Source organism: Actinoplanes sp. NPDC048988 (genome assembly GCF_043197815.1).
Lineage (GTDB): Bacteria > Actinomycetota > Actinomycetes > Mycobacteriales > Micromonosporaceae > Actinoplanes.
In genome coordinates, this window is the sequence record NZ_JBICTW010000001.1 from 1,494,019 (window position 1) to 1,519,584 (window position 25,566).

The following is a 25,566-nucleotide window of genomic DNA, read 5'->3' on the forward strand; positions in this document are numbered from 1 at the left end:
ATCAGACGTTCCGCTCATATACCATCCGCAGCCCGATCAGCGTGATCATCGGCTCATAGGCGGTGATCGTCCGGCACTCGTCCTTGACCAGCCCGGCCAGGCCACCGGTGGCGATGACGGCGGAGACCGGGCCGATCTCCTCGATCATCTTGGACACGATGCCGTCGACCTGACCGGCGAAGCCGAAGTACATGCCGGACTGAAGACACTCGACCGTGTTCTTGCCGATCACCGACTTGGGCCGGGCCGGCTCGACCTTGCGCAGCTGGGCGGCGCGGGCGGCCAGGGCGTCGAAGGAGATCTCGATGCCGGGGGCGAAGGCGCCGCCCAGGAACTCGCCCTTGGCGCTGATCACGTCGAAGTTGGTGGTGGTGCCGAAGTCGACCACGATCGACGGCCCGCCGTACAGGGCGTGGGCGGCCAGTGTGTTCACCACCCGGTCGGCGCCGACCTCCTTGGGGTTGTCGATGGCGAGCTGGACGCCGGTCTTCACCCCCGGCTCGACGATGACGTTGGGCAGGTCGCCGTAGTAGCGGGCGAGCATCGTGCGCAGGCTGCGCAGGGCGGCCGGCACGGTCGAGCAGGCCGCCACCCCGGTGATCTCCACGGCGTCGCCGGCGAGCAGCCCGCGGAACATCAGGCCGAGCTCGTCCGCCGTGGAGCGGGCATCGGTCTTGATCCGCCAGTTGTGCACGAGCTTGTCGCCGTCGAAGGTCGCCAGCACCGTGTTCGTATTACCGATGTCAATGCAGAGCAGCACGGTGCGGTCCCTTCCGGATACGGCTGTGGACATTCATGGTCGCAGGTCCAGGGCGATGTCGAGGATGGGCGAGGAGTGGGTCAGCCCGCCCACCGACAGGTAGTCGACGCCGGTGGCCGCGTACGCCTCGGCGGTCTGCAGCGTCAGGTTGCCGGTGGCCTCGAGCTCGGCCCGGTCACCGACCGCTTCGACAACCGATCGCAGCAGCTCAGGTGTCATGTTGTCGCAGAGCAGGAAGGTGGCGCCGGCCTCGACCGCCTCACGAGCCTCGGCCAGGGTGGTGACCTCGACCTGGACCGCGACGTCGGGGAACTTCGCCCGGACCGCGTTGTAGGCGGCGGTGATGCTGCCGGCGGCGAGCTTGTGGTTGTCCTTGATCATGGCGACGTCGTACAGGCCCATGCGCTTGTTGGTGCCCCCACCGGCCCGTACGGCGTACTTCTCCAGAGCTCGCAGCCCCGGGGTGGTCTTGCGGGTGTCGAGGACGGTGGCCTTGGTGCCCTCGAGGAGGTCGGCCCAGCGGCGGGTGTGGGTGGCCACGCCGGACATGCGGCTGATCAGGTTGAGCGCGGTGCGCTCGGCGGTCAGCAGCGACCGGGTGGGACCGGTGATCACGGCCAGGACGTCGCCGCGGGTGACCCGGGCGCCCTCCTCGACGCGCTGGTCGAAGGTGGCCGTGCCGCCGGAGGTGACAGCGAAGACCTGGGCCGCCACCGGCAGGCCGGCCACCACGCCGTCGGCCCGGGCGACCAGCTCGGCCGTGTCCACCTGGCCGCCGGGGATGGTGGCCTCGCTGGTCACGTCGCGCGGCGGGTCACCGAGGTCCTCGGCCAGCGCGGTGTAGACGACCCGCTCCACCTCGGCCAGATCGAGCCCGGTCATGCCATCTCCTCGAAGGTCTGTGAAAGCTGAGCCTTGCGGTCGAGAGTGTGCAGGAGGTGGCCGCGCCACTCGTCCGCAGCTCCCGGGAAGTCCTCACGCCAGTGGCAGCCGCGCGTCTCGCGGCGGGTGCGGGCGGCCGCGACCAGCACCGTGGCCACGGTCAGCAGGTTCGTCGACTCCCAGGCCGCGTTGTGCGGGGTGGCGCGCTGCTCGGCCAGCCGGGACAGCTCCTTGGCGGTGACCGTCAGCGAGTCGGCCGAGCGCAGGACGCCGGCGCCACGGGTCATCGAGCGCTGGAGCTCGGAGCGGATCGCCGGGTCGGCCACCCAGCCGGCGGCGGCCGGGGTGGTGACCGGGTCGGCCTGCTCGGGCAGGTCGCGGGCGATGTCGTCGGCGATCCGGCGGGCGAAGACCAGGCCCTCCAGCAGCGAGTTGCTGGCCAGGCGGTTGGCGCCGTGCACGCCGGTGCAGGCGACCTCGCCGCAGGCGTAGAGGCCCGGGATGCTCGTGCGGCCCGCGAGGTCGGTCCGGACGCCGCCCGAGGCGTAGTGGGCGGCCGGGGCGACCGGGATCAGCTCGGTCGCCGGGTCGACGCCGGCGGCGCGGGTCGAGGCCACGATGGTCGGGAAGCGCTGCTCCAGGAAGTCGTTGCCGAGGTGGCGGGCGTCCAGGTAGACGTGGTCGGCGCCGGTGGCGCGCAGCACCCGGTGGATGCCCTTGGCCACCACGTCGCGCGGGGCCAGCTCGGCCAGCTCGTGCTGGCCGACCATGAAGCGCTTGCCGGACTCGTCGACCAGGTGGGCGCCCTCGCCGCGCAGCGCCTCGGAGATCAGCGGGCGCTGCACCGAGCTGAGGCCGGCGGTGACGAACGAGGTCGGGTGGAACTGGACGAACTCGACGTCGGTGACCACCGCGCCCGCGCGCAGGGCCAGGGCCACCCCGTCGCCGGTGGAGACCGACGGGTTGGTGGTGGACGAGTAGATCTGGCCCATGCCGCCGGTGGCGAGCACGACCGCGCGGGCCAGGATCGCGCCCACGCCGTCCTCGCTGCCCTCGCCGAGCACGTGCAGGGTGATGCCGCAGGCGCGGCCGTCGGCGGCGCGCAGCAGGTCGAGGACGAGCGCGTGTTCGACCAGGCGGATCCACGGGTCGCGGTGGACGGCCTCGTGCAGCGCCCGCTGCACCTCGGCCCCGGTGGCGTCGCCGCCGGCGTGCACGATCCGGTCGGCGCGGTGGCCGCCCTCGCGGGTCAGCATGAGCGAGCCGTCGGCGTTGCGGTCGAAGGCGGCGCCCAGGCGCATCAGCTCGCGGACCCGCACCGGGCCCTCCTCGACCAGCACCCGCACGGCGGCCGGGTCGCACAGGCCGACGCCGGCGATCTCGGTGTCGTTGGCGTGGGCGGCCGGGGTGTCGAGCGGGTCGAGGACCGCGGCGATGCCGCCCTGGGCCCAGCGGGTGGAGCCGTCATCGATGTTGACCTTGGTGACGACGGTGACGTGCAGGCCCTGCTCGCGCAGGTGGAGGGCGGCGGTCAGGCCGGCGACGCCGGAGCCGACGACCAGCACGTCGGTGGTCTCGCTCCATCCTGGGTCGGCGGCGGCGAGCCGGCGCGGCAGCTCCGGGAGGTCCGCGAGAGGTGACATCTGCTCAGTACACCCCGCCGGTACGACAGTTTCGCGGCGGGGGCGGCATCAGTGGCAACGGTTACTTGTACTGGATCGGCAGGCTCTTGACGCCCTTGCCGCGCAGCGACGTGGTGAGCTCGGATCCCTCGAGCCAGAGGTAGCACCGCACGCCGCGGTCGCCGAGGGCCCAGACGTCGGCGCCGCCGGGGAGCGAGACCACGCCCGTACGATATTGCAGGTCCTTGTCGTTGGGCACGCCGGCGTAATCGGCGATGGTCTGCCGGCAGCCCTCGTGGAACCGGGCCCAGCTCCGGGTGTCCTTGGGGTACTCGAGATCCTTGGCGATCCACAGGCCGGCGAACTCGCCGTTGTGCTTGGCCGTGCAGTCCACGCCGGGCATGGTGGCGATCGCGCCGTCGCCGTCGAGCTGGATGGCGTAACAGCCGAGCAGCAGGCTGGAGGTGCCGTCGGCGAGCTCGTCGCGCAGGCTGGTGTCGCGCTGCACGAGGCTGCCGTCGTCCTCGACCGAGCTGAGCTCGAGCACCTCGCAGCGGTACCAGCGGGCGCCGCCGGACCAGGCGGCGGCGGTGGGGCGGGTGACGCCGATCCAGAGGCGGGCGCTGCGCCACGGCCCGCCGACGTAGGTGGTCGTCTTCTGGTCGCAGACCTGATAGGCGGTACGGGCTCCGGCCGAGCCGTCGGCCGGCGGCTCGTCGGCGTCGGCGGCCGGCGACTCGTAGGTGCCCACGTAGACGGTCTCGGTGCGGTGCCGCAGCGAGCAGTCGATCTCCTCGTACGTGCTGCGGGCACCGACCGCGCTGAAGTTGGCGCCGTGGCAGGCGCCCGCGGTGGGCTCGAAGCCGGTGGCCGGCGCCATCGCGCCCCAGCCGTTGGTGAGGTCGCCGTCGACGCCGCTGGGACGTCCGCAGCCGGCGGTCAGCAGGATGACGACAGCGGCGAGCCCGATGCCCAGCCGGTGCCGCATCTACCTCCGCCTTCCGCACGCCTCCCCATGCCCGGACCGATCATATGGTGATCAACCGGGCATGGGAGGCGTTTCAGGCGAGGAGCGTGAGGTCCCCTCGTACGAGATCGTCGGCCATCCCGGGTACCGCCTCGGCCGGGTCGGCGCCCAGCTCGATGATCTTGTTGTCGGCGTCGACGTGCACCACGCGGGGCTGGTAGACACGGGCCTCGGCGTCGTCCATCTGACCGTACGAAATCAGGATCACCAGGTCGCCGGGGTGGACCAGGTGGGCCGCGGCGCCGTTGATGCCGATCACGCCGCTGCCGCGCTCACCCGGGATGACGTACGTCTCGAGGCGGGCCCCGTTGGTGACGTCGACGATCGCCACCTGCTCGCCGGGAAGCAGATCGGCCGCCTCGAGCAGGTCGAGGTCGATGGTCACCGAGCCGACGTAGTGCAGGTCGGCCTGGGTCACCGTGGCCCGGTGGATCTTGGACTTGAGCATGGTGCGGTACATCAGGCGGCCCTTCCCAGGGTCAGCGGAACGTTGTCGATCAGGCGGGTGGCGCCGACCCGCGCGGCCACGAGCAGCCGGGCCGGGCCGTCGGCGGGCGCGTCGCCCAGGTCCGCGCCGGTCAGGGACAGGTAGTCGACCCGTACACCCGGCTCGTCCTCGAGGATCTTGGTGGCGGCGGCGAGCGCGGACTCGGCGTCGGTGTGCGCGGCACCCTCGCGCAGCGCCTGGGAGAGCGCGAGCGCGGCCCGGCGCTCGGCGGCCGAGAGGTAGCGGTTACGGCTCGACATGGCCAGGCCGTCCGGCTCGCGCACGGTCGGCACGCCGACGATCTCGACACTCAGCTCGAGGTCGCCGACCATCCGGCGGATCAGCGCGAGCTGCTGGAAGTCCTTCTCGCCGAAGAAGGCCACGTCGGCCCGGGTGAGCATGAGCAGCTTCTGGACCACGGTGAGCATGCCGGAGAAGTGCCCGGGCCGGCTGGCGCCCTCGAGGATCTCGCCGAGCGGCCCGGCGTTCATGGTGATCGACGGCGCGCCGCCCGGGTACATCTCGTCCCGGCTCGGTGCGAAGACCAGGTCGACGCCCTCGGCCCGGCAGGCCTCGACGTCGGCTTCCAGCGTCCGCGGGTACTTGTCGAAGTCCTCGTTCGGCCCGAATTGCAGCGGGTTCACGAAGATGGTGACGATCACGAACTTCGCGCGCTTCCGCGCCTCGCGCATGAGCTGCCGGTGTCCCTCGTGCAGCGCGCCCATGGTCATCACGACCGCGACCTCGCCGTTGGCGTGCGAGACGTCCTCGGCCAGCTCGGCCCGGGTGTGGATCACGTAGGTCATGCGGGACTCCCCACTCGAACGCGAGACAGAACATCCAGGAGCGACGCGGCGTCCTGGGGCCTCAGGCGGCCGGCCGCGATGGCTCGGTCGGCGGTCCTCCGGGCCAGGGCCAGGTACGCGGGTACGGCCTCCGCCGGCAGCCGATCGAGGTGCTTGCCCACGGTCCCAGCGTCACCCCGCGAGACCGGCCCGGTGAGGGCGGCGTCGCCGAGGAGCAGGGCGTTGTCGAGGGCCGCGTGCAGCAGCGGCGAGAGGATCCGGCCGGGGTGCTCGACGCCGGCCGCCCGGAGCACGTCGGAGGCCTCGTTGACCAGCGTGACCAGGTGGTTGGCGCCGTGCGCGAGGGCCGCGTGGTAGACCGGGCGGGCATCCTCGGCGATCCACTCCGGCGCGCCGCCCAGATCGGCCACGAGCCGGGTCGCGAACGCCCGGTCGGCCGTGGTGACACCCCAGGCGATGCCCGGAAGCCGGTCGAGGTCGGAATCGGCGCCGGTGAAGGTCATCGCCGGGTGCAGGGCCATGCCCTGTACATCGCCCAGAACGGCGACGCCATGAGCGCCCGAGGTGTGCGCCACGATCTGGCCGGGGCGCAGGGCGCCGGTCGCGGCCAGGCCGGAGACGACACCGGACAGGGCGTCGTCGGGGACGGCGAGCAGGAGAAGGTCGTCGGCGGCGCGGGCGACCTCGTCGGCCGGAAGGATCGCGGCGCTCGGCAGAAGGCGGGCGGCTCGCTCCCGGGAGGCGGCCGAGACGGCCGCGGCGGCTACGACGTGATGTCCGGCGGCGAGGAGCGCGGCGCCGAGGACGGCACCGACCCGTCCCGCGCCGACCACGCCGACGGTCAATCGATGTTTATTCATATTCGTAAGATCCAGTCCACTCGTGCGGGTACCGGTCGTGGCGCCAGTATGCGCCGCCGTAACACGCGCGTGACAAGACCATGTGAAGAACACCATCGGCCGCCCTACGCTGGCCCTCATGACCGGGTGGCGGGAGGCGATGACGGCCGGCCTCTATGGGCCGGGCGGGTTCTTCGTACGGGGTGACGACGGGCCGGCCGGGCACTTCCGGACGAGCGTGCACGCCTCGCCGCTGTTCGCGGGCGCGCTGCTGCGGCTGGTCGAGCGGGCCGACGAGGCGCTGGGAAGGCCGAAGGCGCTCGACCTGGTCGACGTGGGCGCCGGGCGCGGTGAGCTGCTGGCCACGCTGGCGGCGATGCTTCCGGCGGAGCTGTCCCGGCGCGTACGGCTGACCGGGGTGGAAGTGGCCCCTCGGCCCTCCGGGCTGCCGGAGCGGATCGCCTGGCGGCGGGACGTGCCGGACGGGATCGTGGGGCTGCTGATCGCGACCGAGTGGCTGGACAACGTGCCGCTCGACGTGGCCGACCTCGACGACGCGGGGCACCTGCGCAAGGTGCTGGTCGATCCGGCGACCGGGAACGAGTCGCTGGGTGGGGCGGTCGACGCGGCCGACCTGTTCTGGCTGCGGCGCTGGTGGCCGGGCCGGGGGCGGGCCGAGATCGGCTGGACCCGGGACGCGGCGTGGGCCTCGGCGGTCGAACGGGTACGCGACGGGTGGGCGCTCGCCGTGGATTACGGGCACCTGCGCGACGAGCGGCCGGCGTTCGGGACGCTGACCGGGTTCCGCGCCGGGCGGCAGGTGACGCCCGTACCGGACGGGTCCTGCGACGTCACGGCGCACGTGGCGATGGACGCCGTGGCGTGGGCGGCCGGGACGCCGTACACAATGATCCGCCAGCGTGAGGCGCTGAAAGCGCTGGGAATCGACGGCGGACGACCATCGATGGACCTTGCCCGCACCGACCCGGCGGCCTACGTCCGCGGTCTCGCCGCCGCCGGAGCCGCGGCCGAGCTGATCGAGCCGGCGGGGCTCGGGGGGCACTGGTGGCTGCTGCACAGCGTCGGGACTCGAGCGCGTGGGAGCATGCTGTTGTGACCGATGCGCTGCGCGAGATGACCGTAGGGACCGGGGCCGGCCTCGAGACCGCCGACATGGTGCTCAACATCGGGCCGCAGCATCCCTCGACCCACGGCGTGCTGCGGCTCAAGCTCACCCTCGACGGTGAACGCGTGGTCTCCTGCGAGCCGATCGTCGGATACATGCACCGCGGCGCCGAGAAGCTGTTCGAGGTGCGCGACTACCGGCAGATCCTCGTGCTGGCCAACCGGCACGACTGGCTGTCGGCGTTCTCCAACGAGCTCGGCGTCGCCCTCGCCGTCGAACGGCTCATGGGCATCGAGGTGCCCGAGCGCGCGACCTGGCTGCGGATGGCGCTGGCCGAGCTCAACCGGGTGCTCAACCACCTCATGTTCCTCGGCTCCTACCCGCTGGAGATCGGCGCCATCACGCCGATGTTCTACGCGTTCCGCGAGCGCGAAACGCTCCAGGCGGTGATGGAGGAGGTCTCCGGCGGCCGCATGCACTACATGTTCAACCGGGTCGGCGGCCTCAAGGAGGAGGTGCCGGCGGGCTGGACCGGGCGGGCCCGCGAGGCGATCGGCACGGTCCGCAAGCGCATGCCCGACCTGGACAACATCATCCGGCGCAACGACATCTTCCTGGCCCGCACGGTCGGCGTGGGAGTCCTCAGCGCCGAGCAGGCGGCCGCGTACGGCGCGTCCGGGCCGGTGGCACGGGCCAGCGGACTCGACCTCGACCTGCGGCGCGACGAGCCGTACCTGGCCTACGACCAGCTCGAGGTCCCGGTCGTCACGCGCACGGCCGGCGACTGCCACTCGCGCTTCGAGGTGCTGCTCGAGCAGGTGTACGTGTCACTCGACCTGGCCGAGGAGTGCCTGGACCGGGTCGACCGGATCGCCGGCCCGGTCAACGTGCGGCTGCCGAAGGTGGTCAAGGCGCCGGAGGGGCACACGTACGCGTGGACCGAGAACCCGCTCGGCATCAACGGCTACTACCTGGTGTCCCACGGCGAGAAGACCCCGTGGCGGATGAAGCTGCGCACGGCCTCCTACGCGAACGTGCAGGCGCTGGCCACGCTGATCCCGGGCTGCCTGGTGCCCGACCTGATCGCCATCCTCGGTTCGATGTTCTTCGTGGTCGGGGACATCGACAAATAGCCGCTCAGTAGCGCGGGCCGTGATCCTCGTCGCCGCCGGCCGGGTACGAGGCGAAGTCGGCGAGGGTGCCGACGTTGGTGTCGTTGGCGGACGGGCGATGGCGCTTGGCCTTGTAGGCGGGGTCGCTGGGGGCCTCGTCGTAGCCACCGTCGAGCCCGTAGTCGGTGGGCTGGCCGTAGGTGGCGGGCTGCCCGTAGGTGGCCGGTTGCCCGTAGGCGCCGGAGGTGCCGTACTCGCCGCTGTGGTCGTAGTCGGCGGACTCGTCGTAGTCGGCCGGGCGGCCGTACTCGGTGGGCCGGCCGTAACCGGTCGCCTCCGGGTAGTCGTCGTAGTAGCCCTGCTCGCCCTGGTAGCCGTAGCCGTCGGGGGCGGCGAACTCGTCGTGCGACGACGGCGCGCCGTAGGTGGCGCCCACGGCCTGCGAGCCGTAGACCGCGGGGGCCGGGGGTTCCGGGGTGTCGAGGTAGCCGTTGCTGGCGCCGAAGTCGTCCTCGAGGAACTCGGGCGCCGCCGAGCCGCCGTACTGCGTACCCCGAGCGGGTGGAGCCGGTACCGAGGCCGCTCCGCGCTGACGCGGCAGCGGGCCACTGCCGGGAACTTGGGCCGCGCCGGCCATCGGAGCCCCACCGGGTACCTGGGCCATGCCGGACGGGCCCTGAGCCCCACCGGGAACTTGGGCCATACCGGGAACCTGGGCCGCGCCGGCTGGAACTGAGGCCGCGCCCACCGGAACCGAGGCGGCACCCGCCGGAACCGAGGCGGCGCCTGCGGAAACCGAGGCGGCACCCGTCGGAACCGAAGCCGCGCCCATCGGGACGGAGGCCGCGCCGGACGGGACCTGAGCGGAGGCGGCGGGGACCCGCACGGCGGCCGCGGCCGCGGCGGCCGGGGCCGGCATCGGACGGGCGGCGGGCGCCGGGGCCGGTTTGCGGCCACCAGTGCTCATGCCGGGGCCCGTGCGGGCCGGCGGCCGCACCGCGCCGGACGCGGCCGCGACACCCGCGCGGCCGGGCGCGGGTGGGGGCGCGGGCGCCATCGCGTCGCCGTGGTCCTCGGCGAAGAAGGGCGAGTCGTCGTACGGAGAGGTGTCGAAGGACGGCGCCTCATAAGGCGACTCGTCGTAGGCCGCCTTCTCGTAGGCCGGCTTCTCATAGGCCGGCTCGTCGTAGGCCGGCTCGTCGTAGGACGGCTCGTCATAGGCCGGCTCGGGCATCGGGGGTGGCGCGGCGTGTACCGGGGCGGCGGGCCGGCCGAACTCGGCTCGCAGATCGCGGCGGAGGACTGCCACCTCCTCGGCGACCCGGTCCTCGACGTGGGCGCGCTGGAGCACCGTGTCGCCGCGGATCAGCACCGAGGCGCCGATCAGGGCGACGCTGGCCGCGATGAGCAGCACGGCGAAGCGCACCGAGCCCGAGTTGTCGCCGAGTAGCACGACCACCGCGGCCAGCGGGGCGAGCAGAACGCCCGCCCAGACAAGGCCGCGGAGAAGGCGCGCGCTGTGACCCGCGACAGGTTCCTCTTCCGGCATGGGCGCCGATATTACCCAGGGTGGGCGGGAGGGCAAATGTGGAGCGCCGGGCTTCAGATGGCTGAAACCCGGCGCTCACCTTCGCAACACTGCGCGAACAGTGGAAACCGTCAGCCCGCGGCCAGCGACCCGTCGGAGCTGAAGACCAGGCCCACGCTGATCTGACCCTGCTTGAGCGCGCTCTTGGTGAGCGGGCCGCCCGCGTCCAGGCTGGAGAACTTGCCGGCCTGGAAGTTGTACACCTCGGACAGGCCGAGCTGGCACTTGGGACGCTGCGGGCACTCGGCCGGGCCGCCGAGCACGGTGGCCGCGCCCGAGCACTTGGCGGCCAGGTCGGACAGCGTCTTGAGGCCGTTCTTGTCGGCGAACGCGGTGGTCACGGCGAACGCGTTCTGGTCCTGCGCGGCGGCGGGCTTGCCGAAGACGAGACCCACCTTCTCGCCGAGCGCGGTCAGGTTCTTCACCGTGGTGTCGAGGTCGTTGGAGGACGGGTCGGCGCCGTTCTTGTCGACCTTGCCCTGCAGGAAGGTGGCCAGGGTGGCCGCGTACTCCGGCACGACCGCGACGCTGCCCTTCTCGAGCGCCGGCTCGTAGAGCTCACGGTTGCCGATCTGCTGGACGGTGACCGTGTAGCCGGCCGCGGTCAGGGCCAGGCCGTAGATCTCACCGAGGGTGGCGCTCTCGGTGAAGTTGCCGGCGCCGACGGTGATCTTGCCGCCGGGGCCCTTGGCCAGGCCGGCCGCGATGTTGTTGGCCGTCATGAATTCCTGGGCCGCCGCCTTGGACGACTTGCGGTCGATGTCGACCGCCTTGTTCAGCGCGATGAGCTTGGTCGTGTCGAGCGCGGCCGAGACCTTGTCGAGGGCCGCGATCAGCTGGGGCGACGACGCCTTCTTGTTGATCGCGGGGATCACGTTGTCAGTGTTCTGAAGCTTCTTGTCGTCCTCGAGGACGACGAGCGCGTCACCGGCCACGGGTGCGCACCCGGCGCCCGCGGCGGCGGACGGCGGCGCCTCGGTGCCGGAGGAGCCCGCGTCGCCGCACGCGGCGAGCGAGACGACGGCCACGGTTGCCGCGGCGGCCGCCAAGAAGATGTTTCGACGCATACTGCCGCCTTCTGTGTCCCGGCGCGGCCAGGTGGCCGCGCCGCGTGTCCGGACGGGCAGCCGCTGTGCGTTGCCCGTTTCTCTGCCTAGAAAGGTCTACCCGCTGGGTGTGACAACTTTCGGCAAAGTTGCGGGTCCGTTACCCGGCCGGGTCGGTCGCGGCCACCTTCCGCCGGCGTACGGACCTCAGTGGACGGGGCGTGACCAGGCGTTCCACGAGGGCGAAGATCCCTTCGACGAGAAGTGCGAGGACCACCACAGCTATGCCGCCGGCCACAATTTGACCCCCGCCGACGCTGATGCCGAGCCCGAATCCGGCCGTGATGATCTGCCCGAGCCCACCGCCGTTGACAAATGTTGCGAGCGTGGCCGTGGCCACCACCTGCACCGCGGCCGTCCGCAGGCCGGCGGCCAGGTACGGGACCGAGAGCGGGAGTTCCACCCGGCGCAACAATTGGCCGCCGGAGAGTCCCATTCCCCTGGCCGCGTCCTTGGTCTCCGGGTCGACCGCCTGCAGACCGGTGTAGGCGTTGGCCAGCAGCGGCGGCACCGCGAACACGGCCAGCGCGACGATGACCGGCAGCTTGCCGAAGCCGAGCGCGGTCAGCGGCAGGATCGTGAGCAGGGCGAGCGTGGGGATGGCCCGGGTCAGGTTGGCCACCGTGATCACCAGGCCGCCGCCCCGGCCCCGGTGGCCCAGCCAGATGCCGAGCGGCAGGGCGACCACGCAGCCGATGAGGACGGCCCAGAAGCTGATGACCAGATGCTCCTGAAGCCGATCGAGCAGACCACCGGGGTTGGTCCAGTTGAGCGGGTCGTTCAGCCAGGTGATGCCGTCCGAGAAGTAGCTCACGAGGCCCTCCGGCGGCTCCACGGCGTCAGCAGGCGGCCGAAGCCGGCCAGCGCCAGGTCGAGGATCAGGGCCAGGGCGACGCACAGCACCGTGCCGGTCAGGATCTCGGCCTTGTAGAAGTTGTTGGCGAAGCCGCCCAGGATCAGATCGCCGAGGCCGCCGTTGCCAATGATCGAGCCGATGGTGACCAACGCCACCGTCGAGACGGTGGCCAGCCGCAGGCCGGTGACGATGCCGGGCAGCGCCAGCGGCAGCTCGACCCGCCAGAGCCGGCCGTAGCGGCCGTACCCCATGCCGGCCGCCGCGTCCCTGACCTCGTCGGGCACCTGGGTGAGGCCGGTCAGCGCGTTGCGGATCACGATGAGCAGCGCGTACAGCACCAGCGCGATCAGCACGGGCACCCGGCTGGTCGCGCCGAGCAGCGGAGCGAGCAGGGCCAGCAACGCCAGCGACGGAATCGTGTAGAGGACGCCCGACAGTGCGAGAATCGGCCCGGTCAGCGGTTTGATCCAGTACGCCAGGACGGCGAGCGGGAGCGCCACCAGCAGGGCGATGATCACAGTCTCGATCGTGATGCCGACGTGAAATCCTAGTTTGTCGAGGATGATGTCGGAGTTGTCTTGGACGTACTGCCAGGAGAACCACGGATTCCCCGGCCCGTCGTCGGCGGGTGCGGCCAGCGGCGGGGCGCCCGCCGGGGCCCACGACAGGAAGGACATACGTGGACGCTACCGCGATCACCGAGGGCGGACCCGGCCGGAGCGCTGCCTCGATCACACTCCAGGACGTCGGCAAGACCTACCCGGACGGCACGGTGGCGGTCGGCGACTTCAGCCTCGAGGTCCGCGCCGGTGAGCTGACCGTGCTGATCGGCCCCTCGGGATGCGGCAAGTCGACGATCCTTCGCATGATCAACCGGCTCATCGAGCCGACCAGGGGCACGATCCTGCTCGACGGGCAGAACATCCACGATCGCAACCCGGTCGAGCTGCGCCGCCACATCGGCTACGTGATTCAGAACGTCGGACTCTTCCCGCACCAGAGGATCGGCGCCAACATCGGCACCGTGCCCAAGCTGCTCGGCTGGGACCGGGCCCGGGTCAAGGCCCGCGCCGACGAACTGCTGGACCTGGTCGGCCTCGACCCCGCGAAATACCGCGACCGCTACCCCCACGAGCTCTCCGGCGGCCAGCGTCAGCGGGTGGGCGTGGCCCGCGCGCTCGCCGCCGACCCGCTGGTGCTGCTGATGGACGAGCCGTTCTCGGCGGTCGACCCGATCGCCCGCGGCCGGCTTCAGGAAGAGTTCCTCAAGCTTCAGGCCGAGGTCCGCAAGACGATCGTCATGGTCACCCACGACATCGACGAGGCGGTGCGGCTCGGGGACCGGATCGCGGTGCTGGCCGAGGGTGGCAAGCTTCAGCAGTTCGCCCCGCCGGCCGAGCTGCTGAGCCGGCCGAGCTCGGCCGCGGTGGCCAGCTTCGTCGGCGCCGACCGGGGCATCCGCCGGCTGGCGGTCACCCCGGTGCGCGACGCGCTGCAACCGGCCGACGGCCTGCAGGCCGGTGACCGGCCCACCGTGGACATCACCGGCACGCTGCACGACGCGCTGGCGGCGATGCTCACGGTGGACGCGGTCGAGGTGGTGGTGGTCGAGGACGGCCGGCCCGTCGGCACGGTCTCGCGGTCCGCCATCTTCGACACCCCGGCCTCGGTCTGATCCAGGTCTAGCGCGTGCCCCGGTACCCGCCGAGGGTGGCCAGGCCGATGATCCAGCCCACGAACAGGCCGTACGAGGCGCCGTTGCCCGCGGCCCGGAAGGCGTTGATCAGCGACGGGTTGGCCAGGAACAGGGTGGTGAACAGGGCGGCGAACCCGCCCGCGAAGATGTACGCCGACCAGCCGGAGAAGAACTGGCTGATCGTGCCGCGGGCCCGGGCCAGCTGCGAGCCGGGCAGCAGGTAGAGGAAGAGCGCGGTCAGGACGACCAGCAGGATCGCCTTGAGGTCGGTGACGATGATGTCGCGCAGCGAGTCGCTGGTGTCGAACGACCAGCGCGGCCAGGCCAGCAGGTTGAGGAACCAGCCGCCGGCGGTTTCGGGGTCGGCGTTCTTGCTCGCCCAGTCGGCGTACCAGGGGCTGCCGAAGACGAGCACGAGTATGAGCGCGGCAAGGGTGCCCGCACCAGGCACAGACTTGTATCGGTTACCGAGAGCCATGCGCGGCTAATTCCCAGCGCGGCTCCCGTTTCAAACGATGCTGATGAATGCGCTGGTCAGTGGTCCTTTTGGAGATAATCGATGAAGGCGGCGCGCAGCAAGGGCTCCTGCTCTCCGTACGCGATGTGGCCCTCGAACTCGCGCCAGAGCGCGACCGCCTCGTCGATGATCGGGCCGATCGAGTTGGGCGCGCCGTCCAGCTCGGCCGCCTCGTCGGCGTCCGGCAGGTTCCGGAAGACCGTCCAGAAGAACTTGATGTCGTGCCGCTCCCGGGCCAGGGCGAAGGCGCGCTCGCGCAGCTCCTCGGTGGGCAGGGCGTCCAGCTCGGCGAAGCTTCCAGAGGTCATGCAGGCAAGCATAAAGCGATCAACGACTGGTCCCCCACGGACCCGCGTCCCAGCGGTCGGTGCGGCCGGTCGAGGTCGTCGTCGTCGACCAGGTCTCCGGCAGGTCGGGCGACCAGTTGGCGCCGGTGGCGGCGGGCGCCGCGTTCCAGTCCGGCTCCCCGGCGGCCGGCAGGGGCTTGCCGTACGTCTCCACGAGCCGGGTGACGATCAGCCCGCCGCCGAAGACGGCGGCCGCGATCGCGAACAGCGCGATGTCGAATTTCTCGCGGGTCTGGTAGTCGAGGAACAGCGTCAGCGCGCTGACCGCGAACAGGGTCCCGAAAATCCCACCCCGGCGGCCGTACGCGCTGGTACCGGCGAGCATGGCCAGCCCGAGCGCGATGCCGGTCCACTCCAAGCCCGTGCCGGGCACGATCGGGGTGCTGGACTGGGCGGCGAACAGCACGCCGGTCACCACCGCGAAGGCCGAGGAGAGCACGAGCGTCCCGATCACCGGCACGGCGACGACCGCGCCCCGGCGGGTGGCCGGGTCACCGGCCGGTCGCAGCCGGCCCAGCCAGCGGCGCACCGGGCCGACCGTGCCGAGGGCGCCGCCGAGCACGGCCAGCAGCGCGAACCCGCCGAACAGGAAGAAGGCCTGGTCGGTCGGGTCGTAGTCGCCCTGCACCACGACCGGCGCGATCCGCAGCTGGTCGTAGACGATCACGCCGAAGCCGGCGGCGAGGGTGGCCGCCCAGCCGGGCACGTGCAGCACGAGGATCAGCAGGCCGATCACCACGGCGCCCGCGGCGGCGATGATCAGCGCCGGCACGACCGACTTGACCAGGCCCTGGTCGCCCTGCTCGGCGTACTGAAGGGCGCCCGCCAGGGCGATCGGGCCGAGCGCCAGGTTGGGCACGCCGGCCCGCAGGGTCAGTCCGGCGCCGAGGGTGAGCAGGCCGATGGCCGCGCCGGTGACGAGAAGGTTGTCGAGGCCGGGGCGTTGCAGGGCGTCCGAGTCGGCCCGCCAGAGCATGTAGCCGATCGCCACGGCGGCGACCAGCAGCACGACCTCCCAGCCGAGGTGGATGCCGAGCCGGTCCCGCCCGTCCTCGTCGGCGTCGACCCGGCGCATGACGTCGGTCGTCGTGCTGTCGCCCGGATCGTCCAGTTGCTCGGCGCGGCGGCGCTGCTCGGCCGCGGCCAGCGTGTTCGCGCGGTACGCGGCGGGGTCGGTCGGCTGCTCCTCGGCCGGCCGGCGGTAGGTCGCCTCGTCGTACGCCATAGCCGTGCCTCCCTCCTGTGCGTCCCCGCGCGTCGGCACGCCGAGATCCGCCGGGTCGCAAGCCCCCGCGCCCAGAGCATACGGATAGAGGTCGGTCTCAGTTCAAGGCCGAAAACACCGGCTTTTCCTGCGATATCAGCGCAGGTCGGAATCTTCCTCGTCCTTGGAGTCGGGACGCTCCGGGACGCGGCACGCCCGCTCCAGCCAGAGAGCCGCGCCGATCAGTGCGAGGGCACCGACGACGCCGCCGACGGCCTTGGGAAGGTCGTCGTGCGCGGCCTGGGTCGGCTCCATCGCGAGCCAGGCCAGCAGGCCGGCCGAGAACCCGGCCGAGATCGCACCGACCAGCGAGGACGCCTTGGCAAGAGCGACATATCGCGCGACCGCCAGCGGGTCGACCGGCATGGTGCCCGGCTTGCGCTGGATGCGGGCGCTCGTGTTCTGCGCGAGCAGGCCCTCGGCCACCGCGAGCACGGCCAGCACGATCACCGGCGACCAGGGCAGCTCGGGCAGGGAGGAATAGGAGAAGCTGAGCAGCAGCCAGCCCACGGCGGCCGAGGCCAGCCCGGCCACGATCAGCACCGAGATGCTGGTCGGGCGCATCGACGGGTCCGACTTGGGCGCCTGCGGGTTGCTGCTCACGCGTCCGACTCTAGTGGGAGGTCGGGCCTCGGGGTCAGCCCGGCGAGGTCGCCCGCGAGGGTGGGGTCGTTCAGCAGATCGGTGAGCCGGCCGTGCCCGGGCAGCCGCCCGTACGGTTCGATGTCGATCCACGGGCGCAGCACGAACGCCCGCAGGTGGGCCCGCGGGTGCGGCAGCGTCAGCTCGGGGTCGTCGCTGGTCACCGGCTGATCGTCGGCGTCCCAGACGGCGATGACGTCGACGTCGAGGGTGCGCGGCCCGAATCGGCGCTCCGGGTCACGGACCCGCCCGGCGGCGGCCTCGGCGGCCCGGGCGCGCTGGAGCCAGTCGTGCGGCGCGGCCTTCGGGTCGACGGCCAGGACCACCGCGTTGAGGTACGGGGGCTGGTCGGCGTCGCCCCACGGCGGCGTCTCGTAGACACCGGACATCGTCACGACGCTGGCGCCGAGGATGCGTACGGCCTGTTGAAGATGTCTTTGCCGGTCGCCGAGGTTGCTGCCCAGCGACAGGACGGCACGCGTCACGACCGGCTCCGGCGCAGGGTGACCGCGACGTCCGCGAACTCGAGGGGAATCGGCGCCTGGGGCTTGTGGACGGTGACCTCGGCCGTGGCGACCCGCCGATCCTCGAGGCAGGCGGTGACCAGCCGGTCGGCCAGCGTCTCGATCAGGTTGACCGGCTCGCCGCCGACGATCGCGGCCAGGCGCTCGGCCAGCTCGCCGTAGTGCACCGTGTCGGTCACGTCGTCGCTGGCCGCGGCCGGGCGCAGATCGAGGTCGAGCCGTACGTCGATCACGAAGTCCTGGCCCTGCTCGCGCTCGAAGTCGAACACGCCGTGCCGGCCTCGCACGCGCAGCCCACTGAGCGAGATCCGCCCCTGCTCCTCGTTCATGATCTCTAGCTTGCCGTACGCAGGCGTGGAGCACCGGTGGCGCGCCAGACCGCGAGCGCGTCGGCCGTGGATCGCACGTCGTGCACGCGGACTCCCCAGGCTCCGGCCGCGACCGCCAGCAGAGAGGTGGCGAGCGTGGCCGCCTCGCGCTCCTCGACCGGTCGCGGCGTGCCGTCCGGGCCGGCCAGCAGGCGGCCGAGATAGGTCTTGCGGCTGGCCGCGAACAGCACCGGGAAGCCGAGGCCGACGAGGACGTCGAGGTGGGCGCTGAGGGCCCAGTTGTGCTCGGCCGTCTTGGCGAAGCCGAGACCGGGGTCGAGAATGATCTGTCCGGGCGCGACTCCCGCGGCGAGCGCTTCGTCCACGCGCTGGAGCAGTTCGTCGCGTACCTCGGCCACCACGTCGGAATAGACGGCCAATTCATTCATGTGCCGCGAGTGTCCACGCCAGTGCATCAAGATCAACGGACAGCCGGCCTCGGCCGCCACCCGGGTCATCCCCGGGTCGGCGAGCCCGCCCGACACATCGTTGATCACCGTGGCGCCGGCCTCGAGCGCGGCCGCCGCCACCGCCGCCCGCGTGGTGTCGACGCTGATCAGCACCCCCGCCGCGGCCAACTGCTCGATCACCGGGACCACCCGCGCGATCTCGGTCGACGCGTCCACCCGCTCCGCGCCCGGGCGTGTCGACTCGCCGCCGATGTCCACGATGTCCGCGCCGGCTTTCCGGAGATCCAACCCGTGCGCAACTGCGAACTCCTCGTCCGTGTATTTCCCACCGTCCGAGAACGAGTCCGGCGTGACGTTGAGGATCCCCATCACGACCGGGTGATCCACATGCATCAGGCGGTGGCCCGCGACCTGCGATTCCGTCGGCTGAGTCGTCACAGGACGAGGGTACGGCGAGCACTCTTGTCGCACGTGCGTACGATGGACCGTGACTCATTTTCACGCACGCCATCACCTTGCGTAACGTTTCAGACGCTTGTAGCCAAGAAGTGCGAGCCGTACTCTTCGGATCTGGGCATCATTGAACCAACCGGAGAGAGCAGACGAGCATGGCACTGCCCGAACGGCTCACTCGACGCGCAGGGTGGGGAAGTAGCACGATATGGGCGTTGCCGTGAGGCTTCACAACTGCAGCGTGTCCGGAACCCCCTAGCCGGGCACGGGGAGGTTTACCGATGATCGCCACTGAGCTCGCCACGCAGGCCGCGGCCTTGCTCCATCAGGCCACACTCGCCGCGCCCGAACCCAAGGGCATCGACACCAATGGCGTCGTCAAGTTCTTCGCCAGCAACATCGCGCCGATCCTGCTCGCGGTGCTCGGCGTGATCTTCATTGGACGCGCCAGCCGGGGTGAGATCTCCAAGGTGCTGACGAGCTCGGCCATCGCCATCGTCGGCCTGGCCTTCATCGCCGGCGCGGCCACCCTGTTCTTCGTCGGCGACTTCCTCATCGATCTGATCTTCAGCTGAGATGCGGCTTCGCACCGACGACGACATCTACCGGGCGCGCCTGCTCTACCTCGGCCCCCCGGGATACACCCTGCCCGTCCACCTGCCCTACGCCCAGTACGGCATGTTCGTGGCGCTGGTGCCCCTGTTCATGCTCTTGCACTATCTGATGACGTTCAAGTTCGACGCCTTCCCCGCCTGGGAGATCGCGCTGGCGATGGTCACCACGTCGTACGTGTTCCGGCACGTCGACCCCGACCGTCCGGCTCGAGTCGTCATCCGCACCGCGCTCACCGACTGGCGCCGCACCCGCGAGCCGGCCGACGAGCGGCGCGATCCGCGTCTTGTCGCCACTCGCATCCGGGTTCGGGAGGAGTTGGTATGACCAGTTCCATCGCCCTCTTCCACGGAGCAGGCGCATGACCGGACCGATTCCGCCCGGGCATCCCCGCGCGGCGGCCCAGCGGCCGGGCATGCAGAGTAACGGTGTGCGTTCGGACCACTACGCTTCGCCAGATTCCCCGGACGAGGGGGCGGAAGACCTCGTCGCCGCGCCGGGGCACGGCGGGGTGGGCGTCTTCCAGCCACCTCAGCCCGTACGGCCGCGGGGCTCCGCCGTCGACACCACGCTCGACATCGATTCGCCGTTCCTCGACCTGTTCGGCGGGGTGGGCGCACCGGCTCCCGCCCAGAGCACTCCGGCGAGTGAATCCCGCACGATTCCCGACGACGGGGCCGAGTTCGACTTCGGCTTCGACTTCGACGACCGGCCGGCCAACGGCTTCGGCCCACCCCCGGTCGCCGACCCCGAGCCGCCGCAGGCCGCCGCGCCCCCCGCGCCGCCGATTCCGTCGCGCCCGATCTCCTCGCCGCCGGTCTCATCTCCGCCGATCTCCTCGCCGCCGGTCTCATCTCCGCCCTTCTCCTCGCGGCCGGTTTCATCCCCGCCCGCCTCGTCGCGGCCGGTTTCATCCCCGCCCGAATCCTCGCAGCCGGTCTCGTCCCCGCCCGTCTCGTCGCGGCCGGTCTCGTCCCCGCCCGTCTCGTCGCGGCCGGTGTCGTCCCCGCCCGTCTCGTCGCGGCCGGTGTCGTCCCCGCCCGAAACCTCGCGGCCGGTTTCATCGCCGCCCGAATCGTCGCGGCCGGTCTCGTTCCCGCCGATCTCGCGGCCTCCCGCTTCGCGGCCGGTCTCCGCGCAGCCGGTCTCGCCGCCTTCCGCTTCGCGGCCGGTCTCCGCGCAGCCGGTCCCGCCGCCTTCCGCTTCGCGGCCGGTCTCCGCGCAGCCCAGCTCCGCCCAGCCTGTCTCCGCCCAGCCCGTCTCGTCGCGGCCGGACTCCGCAGACCCGGCCTTCCCGCCGTCGGCCTACTCGCCGCCTGACTCCACGCCGCTTGGCTCCACGCCGCCTGACTTCTCGCCGCCTGACCTCTCGCCATCGGCCTACTCGGGCCGGGACTCCTCGCCGCCGGCCTACTCACCGGTGCCGGTCGAGCCTGGTGTCGTGCCGGTGGACGGTCCCCCCGTACCCGCCCCGTCGTCCGATTTCGATCAGGGCGCGGCCGGTGCCTGGGGTGTGCCGGAGCCGGTGTCGCCGTACAGCCGTGCGCCCATCGGGCCGCAGGCCGACTTCTTCGAGTCGACCGGGGACCTGAGCGACGACGACTGGCCCGACTTCGACAACTGGCCGGCGTCGCCGCAGGTCGGCGCGGCCACTCCGCCCGCCACCGACCCGGTGCCGGCGCCACCGGTGTCGACGCCGCCGCTCTGGCAGACCGTGGGCAGCTCCGGTCTTCCGCCGGTGCGGGATCGCCGGAGCGCGGCGAGCCCGGATGCGCCGTACGCCCAAGAGCTGGCCGACCCGTACACCCAGCAAGCGCAAGCACCGCTCCCCGTGCCCGCGCAGGAGAAAGCCCCCGCCAAGCGCAAGGAGAAGTCCCCGGCCAAGCGCAAGAAGGAGCCGAAGAACCTGCCGGTCCGGCAGGACAAGAAGGCACGGCCGGCGCCGCTGCGGCCGCACAAGCTGAAGTTCAACGACCGCGATCCGGCCATGGAGCTGGAGATCAGTGAGATCGCCGGGCACCTGACCTTCACCCAGAGCACGGTCACCGCCTGGTACTCGCTGCCCGAGGTGCGCTGGGCCTTCCGTCCCGACGCCGAGCGGGAAGCCCTGCTCAGCGCCATCTCCGAGCAGTACGCGGGCCTGGCCGGCTTCCGGCTGCACCTGCGCCGCACCAACCGGCCCTTCCCGGCCGACGAGTGGGCCCGCACGGTCGACTCGTTCACCGCGAAACCGCTGCCCGACGTGCGCGGCGGCACCAGCTGGTCCGACCATCTCGTCGCCGCCCAACGGCACCTGCTCTCGGTCAACCACGCCGAAGGGCAGACCTACCTGGGCGTCACCTTCGCGCGGCGCTCGCTGGGCGACACGTTCTCCGAGCGCATCCTGCGCATCTTCGGGCGCGGCACGTCGGACAGCGAAAGGCGCAAGCTCGGCCGTACGGTCGAGCAGTTCGACGAAGTTCTCAACGCGTTCGGCATGCGCGGGCGCCGGGTCACCCCGCAGGAGCTGGAATGGCTGCTGTTCCGCTCGGTCGCGCTGTGCATGTCGCCGCCCGGGCCGCTCTCGCCCGTCACCAACGGGCAGTGGGACACCGGTGATCTGCTGGCACTGACCGAGCAGGTGGAGCGCTACCGTACGCCGTACGGCTCCACGGTGAAGCTGGTCAACCGCATGACCGGCGAGGAAAGGCACGTGGCGGTGCTGTCCGTCGGCCGCATGGAGCCGCTGGAGATCCCCGAGAAGCACGAGCCGTGGCTGCACTTCCACGAGCGGCTGCCGTGGCCCATGGAGATCTCCTCGCGCATCGACATCCTCGGCTCCGGCAGCTCGTTCAAGAACCTCGAGCACCGGCTCCGCATGATCCGGTCGCAGCAGCTCGACTACGCCGAGCACGGCATCGACGCCCCGCCCGAACTGGAGCGCCTGGCCAAGCGCGCCCTGGTCATCGGCGACGAGATGACCACCGGCCTGCCGGTCGAGTCGGCCCGCGCGCACGGCTGGCACCGCATCGCGGTCGGCGGCGCCACCCGTGAGGAATGCCTGGAACGGGCCCGGCGGCTCATCCAGCTCTACTCGCGCGAGATGCGGATCTCGCTGCAGCACCCGAAGAACCAGGACCAGCTGGCCCGCGAGTTCATCCCGGGCGAGCCGATCGCCAACACCGGCTACGTCCGCCGGATGCCGGTGAAGCTGCTGGCGGCGGCCCTGCCGCAGGCGGCGTCCACGGTCGGCGACCGGCGAGGCGACCTGATCGGGCGTACGGCGGGCACCTGCCGGCGGCCGGTCTTCCTCGACCTGCACTTCCCGATGGAGGTGCGGGAACGTTCCGGCCTCGGCGTGTTCGTGGCCGAGCCCGGCGGTGGAAAGTCGACGCTGATGGGTGCGCTCGGCTATCTGAACGCCCGCCGCGGCGTCCAGGTGACCCTGCTCGACCCGTCCGGCCCGCTGGCCCGGCTGTGCCAGATGCCGGAGTTGCGGCCGTACTCGCGGGTGCTCAACCTGACCGGTTCTGAACAGGGCACGCTGGCGCCGTACGCGCTGATTCCGACACCGGTGCGCTCGGAGTTCGCGACCGGGCCGGGCGGCGACCGCGAGTTCGAGATCGCGGTCTCCAACGCCCGGGCCGAACGCCGCATGCTGGTCCAGGACATCTGCTCGATGCTGGTGCCGCCGCAGGTGGCCAAGGAGGCGTCGACGGCGACGCTGCTGCGGCACGCGGTACGGCAGGTGCCGGCCGAGGAGACGTCCACCCTCGACGACGTGGTCCGCACCCTGCAGAACCTGGACAACGACGAGGGCAAGGAACTGGCCAACCTGCTGCTCGACACGGCGGAGATGCCGCTGGCGCTGCTGTTCTTCGGCTCGCCGCCACAACACCTGTTGGGCGCGGACGCGGCGCTGACGGTCATCACGATGGCCGGCTTGCGCCTGCCCGACCTGAAGATCGAACGCGAGTACTGGTCGGCCGAGGAGTCGCTGGCCCTGCCGATGCTGCACACGGCGCACCGCTTGGCGGTCCGCCGCTGCTACGGCGGGTCGATGTCGTCCCGCAAGATGGTGGGCCTGGACGAGGCGCACTTCATGGAGGGTTGGCGGTCGGGCCGTTCGTTCCTCGTACGCCTGGCCCGTGACTCCCGGAAGTGGAACCTGGCGGCGCTGGTGGCCTCGCAGAACCCGCGCGACATCCTGGGCCTGGACGTGCAGAACCTGGTGTCGACGGTCTTCGTGGGCCGCATCGCGGAGGACCAGGAGATCGCCTCGGAGGCGCTGCGCCTGCTCCGGGTGCCGGTGCACGACGGCTACGAGGCGACGCTAGCCTCTTTGTCGCAAGTGGACACTTCGTCGTCGACGCGACTGGGTTTCCGCGAGTTCGTGATGCGTGACGTGGACGGGCGCGTGCAGAAGGTCCGGGTCGACGTGTCGTACGTCGAGGGCTTGCTCGAACACCTGGACACGACACCGACGGCCGCAAAGGCACCACCGACGGCCATTCCGATGTCGCCGTCTGACCTGGAGGCTTGAGATGGTGCGGCGGGGATTGGCGCTGCTGCTGACGATGTTCGTCATCGTCACAGCGTCGATCGCATGGGCAGTCGCCGCCCCAGCGGCCTCAGCCGCTCCGTCGGGGCTACCAGCAAAGGTCCCAGGCGGCGCCTGCAGCGTCGAGGAGTGGCAGCAGGACATCCCCGGCTGCGTCAAGCGGCTCTCGGGCGCGGTGTCGGATGATGTTGAGTGTAAGAAACCACCGACGCCAAGCACTCCTGATTCAGGTCTTGCTGGATGGTTCGCGGAACGTCCCGAGTCGGCCACCAAGCCCGGACCGCAGGGCATCTACAGCCGATACGGCTATGCGGGATACAGCTACACAACCTATGACCTGGACAGCGGCTGCGCATCGACGCTTATCGACCCGGACTACAAGTTCGAGACGACGGTGGCTAACGGCGAATTCATGATCGCAACGGCGGTCATCGGAGCGTCCAACGCACTGCGTGAACGGGCCTGGAACCCAGCCTCATTGTGGGGTTGGGCCGACCCCCTGGTGGATCAGGCCACGAAGGCCGTTTACGAGAAGGTCTTCAGCGTCTTCGGCGTTGTCACTCTGGCAGTCGTGGGCATCTACCTGCTCTGGCGCTCCCGCCAGGCCGAGATGGGCGCTGCGACGACCACCGCCGGCTGGGCCATCCTGATCATGGTGATTGTCACCGCGATCGCCGCATGGCCCATCAAATCGGCGAACATCGCCGATCAGACACTGATCTCCACACTGAGCGTCGTCCATGACGCGGTCGGTCCTCGGCCCGCTGACGGAGACGCCGCCGCCGGTTGCAAGCTCGGCGATCCGGCCGCTTGCAAGGACAACCGGCCGCCGGCCGTTCGCGCCAGCGACACGGTGACGGATACCATGCTCTACCGCAACTGGCTGAGGGGAATCCTCGGCTCAGCGGACAGTGTCACGGCTCAGAAGTATGGACGCGCCCTCTACGACGCACGCTCGCTCTCCTGGAGCGAGGCGGAGAAGATCCGCCAGAACCCGGAGACACGCGACGCGACACTCCTGGCCAAGCAGACGCAGTGGGCGACGGTCGCGCAACAGATCAAGCAGGAGGACCCGGAAGCTTACGAGTACCTCAAAGGCACCAACGGAATGGACCGCATTGGTGCCGGGTTCATAGCCATGCTTGCCGCGATCCTGTTCGCGATGTTCGACCTTACGGCGTCGGTGCTGGTTCTTCTCGGCTTCCTCGTCTTCCGCTGGGCCGTGATCGCGGCTCCCATCCTGGGAACCATCGGTCTTCTCCGCCCGGCGAGCGCGGGCATCAAGCGGCTCGGCAACGCCGTTGTGGCCGCGGTGTTCAACATCCTCATCTTCGGGACCGGCGCGGCGATCTACCTGTTCGCGGTCGACATGATCATGAGCACTGTCAGCTTGCCGGGCTGGCTGCAGGTCACACTGGTCTGGCTCTGTGGCGTCGCCGGCTGGCTGCTTCTCCGGCCGTACCGTCGCATCACGCAACTCGGCGGCAAGGATGGGGCGCGGACGATCGCCACAGGTTCCTGGACCCGGAACTTCTTCCGCGACATGCGGGAGGCGGCGAAGACCGAAACCGCCGATGGCGACAATCGTCAGGTTGTCGGCAAGGGCGGCCGCACCGTGTACGTCGATCAGACGAACCTGCGACCCGAAGCCAGGCTCGAGGACCCCGCGCACTCCGCCGCGAGCCGCGGCGATTCGGCTCCCGTCATCGCTGGATCCGGGAGGCGAAACAGCGGCCCGACCCGGCCGGACGGTAACGAGTCTGTTCGTGACATCGCTGATGCGCCGGCTTCCGAGAAAGACTCCGCCGGCAAGAAGGAGAAAGCCACCACAGCCTCCCGATCGCGGCCGACGTCCACCTGGACGGAGCCGGACGAGGCCGAGCGGCCAGCGTCCTTCGCGATCTACCGGCCGGAGACTGGCACTACAGCGCCGGAGCCGGCAGCACCGGCCACGCCGCGGGTGCGCTCCGAGGCGAAGTGAT

25 protein-coding genes are annotated in these 25,566 nt (G+C 71.1%); 7 read left to right on the plus strand and 18 right to left on the minus strand.

The genetic code is table 11. From position 1 onward, the window contains the following. Position 1: 1 nt before the first annotated feature. From ACGFJ7_RS06780 to ACGFJ7_RS06810, 7 genes are all read right to left on the minus strand, one after another. Positions 2-760 (minus strand): type III pantothenate kinase, encoded by a 759-nt coding sequence (locus ACGFJ7_RS06780; protein WP_360247226.1) that lies wholly within the window; start codon positions 758-760, stop codon positions 2-4. A 33-nt stretch (positions 761-793) separates the two neighbouring features. Next, on the minus strand, positions 794-1,642 hold the full coding sequence (nadC, locus tag ACGFJ7_RS06785) for a carboxylating nicotinate-nucleotide diphosphorylase (protein WP_360247228.1): 849 nt from the start codon (positions 1,640-1,642) through the stop codon (positions 794-796). After that, complete coding sequence (locus tag ACGFJ7_RS06790) at positions 1,639-3,285, minus strand: L-aspartate oxidase (protein ID WP_360247230.1); 1,647 nt, start codon at positions 3,283-3,285, stop codon at positions 1,639-1,641. Before ACGFJ7_RS06790 ends, nadC begins: the two co-directional genes overlap by 4 nt. A gap of 61 nt (positions 3,286-3,346) precedes the next feature. Next, positions 3,347-4,252, minus strand: coding sequence for a septum formation family protein (locus ACGFJ7_RS06795; protein WP_360247232.1), 906 nt, complete (start codon positions 4,250-4,252; stop codon positions 3,347-3,349). A 73-nt stretch (positions 4,253-4,325) separates the two neighbouring features. Continuing rightward, entirely contained in the window at positions 4,326-4,751 is a 426-nt protein-coding gene (panD, locus tag ACGFJ7_RS06800; RefSeq protein WP_360247234.1) for an aspartate 1-decarboxylase, read from the minus strand. Then, positions 4,751-5,584: a pantoate--beta-alanine ligase gene (gene panC, locus ACGFJ7_RS06805; protein WP_360247236.1), complete on the minus strand. Its 834-nt coding sequence runs from the start codon at positions 5,582-5,584 to the stop codon at positions 4,751-4,753. Before panC ends, panD begins: the two co-directional genes overlap by 1 nt. Continuing rightward, entirely contained in the window at positions 5,581-6,444 is an 864-nt protein-coding gene (locus tag ACGFJ7_RS06810; protein ID WP_360247238.1) for a Rossmann-like and DUF2520 domain-containing protein, read from the minus strand. Before ACGFJ7_RS06810 ends, panC begins: the two co-directional genes overlap by 4 nt. A 118-nt stretch (positions 6,445-6,562) precedes the next feature. On the opposite strand from ACGFJ7_RS06810, the gene ACGFJ7_RS06815 reads away from it, so the two are divergent. Beyond that, positions 6,563-7,540: an SAM-dependent methyltransferase gene (locus ACGFJ7_RS06815; protein WP_392641206.1), complete on the plus strand. Its 978-nt coding sequence runs from the start codon at positions 6,563-6,565 to the stop codon at positions 7,538-7,540. Positions 7,541-7,557: 17 nt separating this feature from the next. Then, positions 7,558-8,682, plus strand: coding sequence for an NADH-quinone oxidoreductase subunit D (locus tag ACGFJ7_RS06820; protein ID WP_360247242.1), 1,125 nt, complete (start codon positions 7,558-7,560; stop codon positions 8,680-8,682). Positions 8,683-8,686: 4 nt separating this feature from the next. Here ACGFJ7_RS06820 and ACGFJ7_RS06825 read toward each other — a convergent pair whose 3' ends face one another. The 4 genes from ACGFJ7_RS06825 to ACGFJ7_RS06840 all read right to left on the minus strand — a co-directional run bounded on the left by ACGFJ7_RS06825 (position 8,687) and on the right by ACGFJ7_RS06840 (position 12,888). Beyond that, the gene (locus ACGFJ7_RS06825) at positions 8,687-10,210 is read right to left on the minus strand and encodes a hypothetical protein (protein ID WP_392641208.1); all 1,524 of its coding nucleotides are present in this window, start codon (positions 10,208-10,210) and stop codon (positions 8,687-8,689) included. Between the two features lie 110 nt (positions 10,211-10,320). After that, on the minus strand, positions 10,321-11,316 hold the full coding sequence (locus tag ACGFJ7_RS06830) for a glycine betaine ABC transporter substrate-binding protein (protein WP_360247246.1): 996 nt from the start codon (positions 11,314-11,316) through the stop codon (positions 10,321-10,323). Positions 11,317-11,455: 139 nt separating this feature from the next. Continuing rightward, the gene (locus tag ACGFJ7_RS06835; protein ID WP_360247248.1) at positions 11,456-12,169 is read right to left on the minus strand and encodes an ABC transporter permease; all 714 of its coding nucleotides are present in this window, start codon (positions 12,167-12,169) and stop codon (positions 11,456-11,458) included. After that, positions 12,166-12,888 carry an ABC transporter permease gene (locus tag ACGFJ7_RS06840; protein ID WP_392641211.1) on the minus strand — a complete coding sequence of 241 codons (723 nt, stop codon included), beginning with the start codon at positions 12,886-12,888 and terminating at the stop codon, positions 12,166-12,168. The genes ACGFJ7_RS06835 and ACGFJ7_RS06840 overlap by 4 nt, the downstream gene beginning before the upstream one ends. A 2-nt stretch (positions 12,889-12,890) precedes the next feature. Here ACGFJ7_RS06840 and ACGFJ7_RS06845 point away from each other — a divergent pair, with 2 nt between their 5' ends. Continuing rightward, on the plus strand, positions 12,891-13,886 hold the full coding sequence (locus ACGFJ7_RS06845) for an ABC transporter ATP-binding protein (protein ID WP_392641213.1): 996 nt from the start codon (positions 12,891-12,893) through the stop codon (positions 13,884-13,886). 7 nt (positions 13,887-13,893) lie between these two features. On the opposite strand, the gene ACGFJ7_RS06850 is transcribed toward ACGFJ7_RS06845, so the two are convergent. The 7 genes from ACGFJ7_RS06850 to folP form a co-directional block, all read right to left on the minus strand. Further along, complete coding sequence (locus ACGFJ7_RS06850) at positions 13,894-14,385, minus strand: hypothetical protein (RefSeq protein WP_360247254.1); 492 nt, start codon at positions 14,383-14,385, stop codon at positions 13,894-13,896. 56 nt (positions 14,386-14,441) lie between these two features. Further along, the gene (locus ACGFJ7_RS06855) at positions 14,442-14,732 is read right to left on the minus strand and encodes a hypothetical protein (protein WP_360247256.1); all 291 of its coding nucleotides are present in this window, start codon (positions 14,730-14,732) and stop codon (positions 14,442-14,444) included. Positions 14,733-14,751: 19 nt separating this feature from the next. Continuing rightward, positions 14,752-15,996, minus strand: a complete 1,245-nt coding sequence (locus ACGFJ7_RS06860; RefSeq protein WP_392641215.1) for an ABC transporter permease — start codon at positions 15,994-15,996, stop codon at positions 14,752-14,754. Between the two features lie 135 nt (positions 15,997-16,131). Beyond that, positions 16,132-16,599, minus strand: a complete 468-nt coding sequence (locus tag ACGFJ7_RS06865; RefSeq protein WP_360248255.1) for a DUF3180 domain-containing protein — start codon at positions 16,597-16,599, stop codon at positions 16,132-16,134. Positions 16,600-16,634: 35 nt separating this feature from the next. Beyond that, positions 16,635-17,162 carry a 2-amino-4-hydroxy-6-hydroxymethyldihydropteridine diphosphokinase gene (gene folK / locus ACGFJ7_RS06870; protein ID WP_360247260.1) on the minus strand — a complete coding sequence of 176 codons (528 nt, stop codon included), beginning with the start codon at positions 17,160-17,162 and terminating at the stop codon, positions 16,635-16,637. Beyond that, entirely contained in the window at positions 17,159-17,530 is a 372-nt protein-coding gene (folB, locus tag ACGFJ7_RS06875) for a dihydroneopterin aldolase (protein ID WP_360247262.1), read from the minus strand. The genes folK and folB overlap by 4 nt, the downstream gene beginning before the upstream one ends. A 5-nt stretch (positions 17,531-17,535) precedes the next feature. Then, positions 17,536-18,372, minus strand: coding sequence for a dihydropteroate synthase (gene folP, locus ACGFJ7_RS06880; RefSeq protein WP_392641324.1), 837 nt, complete (start codon positions 18,370-18,372; stop codon positions 17,536-17,538). A gap of 341 nt (positions 18,373-18,713) precedes the next feature. Here folP and ACGFJ7_RS06885 point away from each other — a divergent pair, with 341 nt between their 5' ends. The 4 genes from ACGFJ7_RS06885 to ACGFJ7_RS06900 are packed head-to-tail and all read left to right on the plus strand — an operon-like array spanning position 18,714 to position 25,565. Next, complete coding sequence (locus ACGFJ7_RS06885) at positions 18,714-19,007, plus strand: hypothetical protein (protein ID WP_097317555.1); 294 nt, start codon at positions 18,714-18,716, stop codon at positions 19,005-19,007. Position 19,008: 1 nt separating this feature from the next. Beyond that, positions 19,009-19,371, plus strand: a complete 363-nt coding sequence (locus tag ACGFJ7_RS06890; RefSeq protein WP_097317554.1) for a hypothetical protein — start codon at positions 19,009-19,011, stop codon at positions 19,369-19,371. Between the two features lie 34 nt (positions 19,372-19,405). Then, positions 19,406-23,566, plus strand: a complete 4,161-nt coding sequence (locus ACGFJ7_RS06895; RefSeq protein ID WP_392641217.1) for an ATP-binding protein — start codon at positions 19,406-19,408, stop codon at positions 23,564-23,566. Position 23,567: 1 nt separating this feature from the next. After that, a complete protein-coding gene (locus ACGFJ7_RS06900) occupies positions 23,568-25,565 on the plus strand; it encodes an MFS transporter (RefSeq protein WP_392641219.1) in 1,998 nt (665 codons plus the stop codon). Position 25,566 lies beyond the last annotated feature (1 nt).

Excerpts from the sequence above, each read along its gene's own strand:
- nadC (WP_360247228.1), bottom strand. The coding sequence starts at position 1,642 with ATGACCGGGCTCGATCTGGCCGAGGTGGAGCGGGTCGTCTACACCGCG.
- ACGFJ7_RS06790 (WP_360247230.1), bottom strand. The coding sequence starts at position 3,285 with ATGTCACCTCTCGCGGACCTCCCGGAGCTGCCGCGCCGGCTCGCCGCC.
- ACGFJ7_RS06795 (WP_360247232.1), bottom strand. The coding sequence starts at position 4,252 with ATGCGGCACCGGCTGGGCATCGGGCTCGCCGCTGTCGTCATCCTGCTG.
- panD (WP_360247234.1), bottom strand. The coding sequence starts at position 4,751 with ATGTACCGCACCATGCTCAAGTCCAAGATCCACCGGGCCACGGTGACC.
- panC (WP_360247236.1), bottom strand. The coding sequence starts at position 5,584 with ATGACCTACGTGATCCACACCCGGGCCGAGCTGGCCGAGGACGTCTCG.
- ACGFJ7_RS06810 (WP_360247238.1), bottom strand. The coding sequence starts at position 6,444 with ATGAATAAACATCGATTGACCGTCGGCGTGGTCGGCGCGGGACGGGTC.
- ACGFJ7_RS06815 (WP_392641206.1), top strand. The coding sequence starts at position 6,563 with ATGACCGGGTGGCGGGAGGCGATGACGGCCGGCCTCTATGGGCCGGGC.
- ACGFJ7_RS06820 (WP_360247242.1), top strand. The coding sequence starts at position 7,558 with ATGACCGTAGGGACCGGGGCCGGCCTCGAGACCGCCGACATGGTGCTC.
- ACGFJ7_RS06825 (WP_392641208.1), bottom strand. The coding sequence starts at position 10,210 with ATGCCGGAAGAGGAACCTGTCGCGGGTCACAGCGCGCGCCTTCTCCGC.
- ACGFJ7_RS06830 (WP_360247246.1), bottom strand. The coding sequence starts at position 11,316 with ATGCGTCGAAACATCTTCTTGGCGGCCGCCGCGGCAACCGTGGCCGTC.
- ACGFJ7_RS06840 (WP_392641211.1), bottom strand. The coding sequence starts at position 12,888 with ATGTCCTTCCTGTCGTGGGCCCCGGCGGGCGCCCCGCCGCTGGCCGCA.
- ACGFJ7_RS06850 (WP_360247254.1), bottom strand. The coding sequence starts at position 14,385 with ATGGCTCTCGGTAACCGATACAAGTCTGTGCCTGGTGCGGGCACCCTT.
- ACGFJ7_RS06855 (WP_360247256.1), bottom strand. The coding sequence starts at position 14,732 with ATGACCTCTGGAAGCTTCGCCGAGCTGGACGCCCTGCCCACCGAGGAG.
- ACGFJ7_RS06860 (WP_392641215.1), bottom strand. The coding sequence starts at position 15,996 with ATGGCGTACGACGAGGCGACCTACCGCCGGCCGGCCGAGGAGCAGCCG.
- ACGFJ7_RS06865 (WP_360248255.1), bottom strand. The coding sequence starts at position 16,599 with ATGCGCCCGACCAGCATCTCGGTGCTGATCGTGGCCGGGCTGGCCTCG.
- folB (WP_360247262.1), bottom strand. The coding sequence starts at position 17,530 with ATGAACGAGGAGCAGGGGCGGATCTCGCTCAGTGGGCTGCGCGTGCGA.
- folP (WP_392641324.1), bottom strand. The coding sequence starts at position 18,372 with ATGCATGTGGATCACCCGGTCGTGATGGGGATCCTCAACGTCACGCCG.
- ACGFJ7_RS06885 (WP_097317555.1), top strand. The coding sequence starts at position 18,714 with ATGATCGCCACTGAGCTCGCCACGCAGGCCGCGGCCTTGCTCCATCAG.
- ACGFJ7_RS06890 (WP_097317554.1), top strand. The coding sequence starts at position 19,009 with ATGCGGCTTCGCACCGACGACGACATCTACCGGGCGCGCCTGCTCTAC.
- ACGFJ7_RS06895 (WP_392641217.1), top strand. The coding sequence starts at position 19,406 with ATGACCGGACCGATTCCGCCCGGGCATCCCCGCGCGGCGGCCCAGCGG.
- ACGFJ7_RS06900 (WP_392641219.1), top strand. The coding sequence starts at position 23,568 with ATGGTGCGGCGGGGATTGGCGCTGCTGCTGACGATGTTCGTCATCGTC.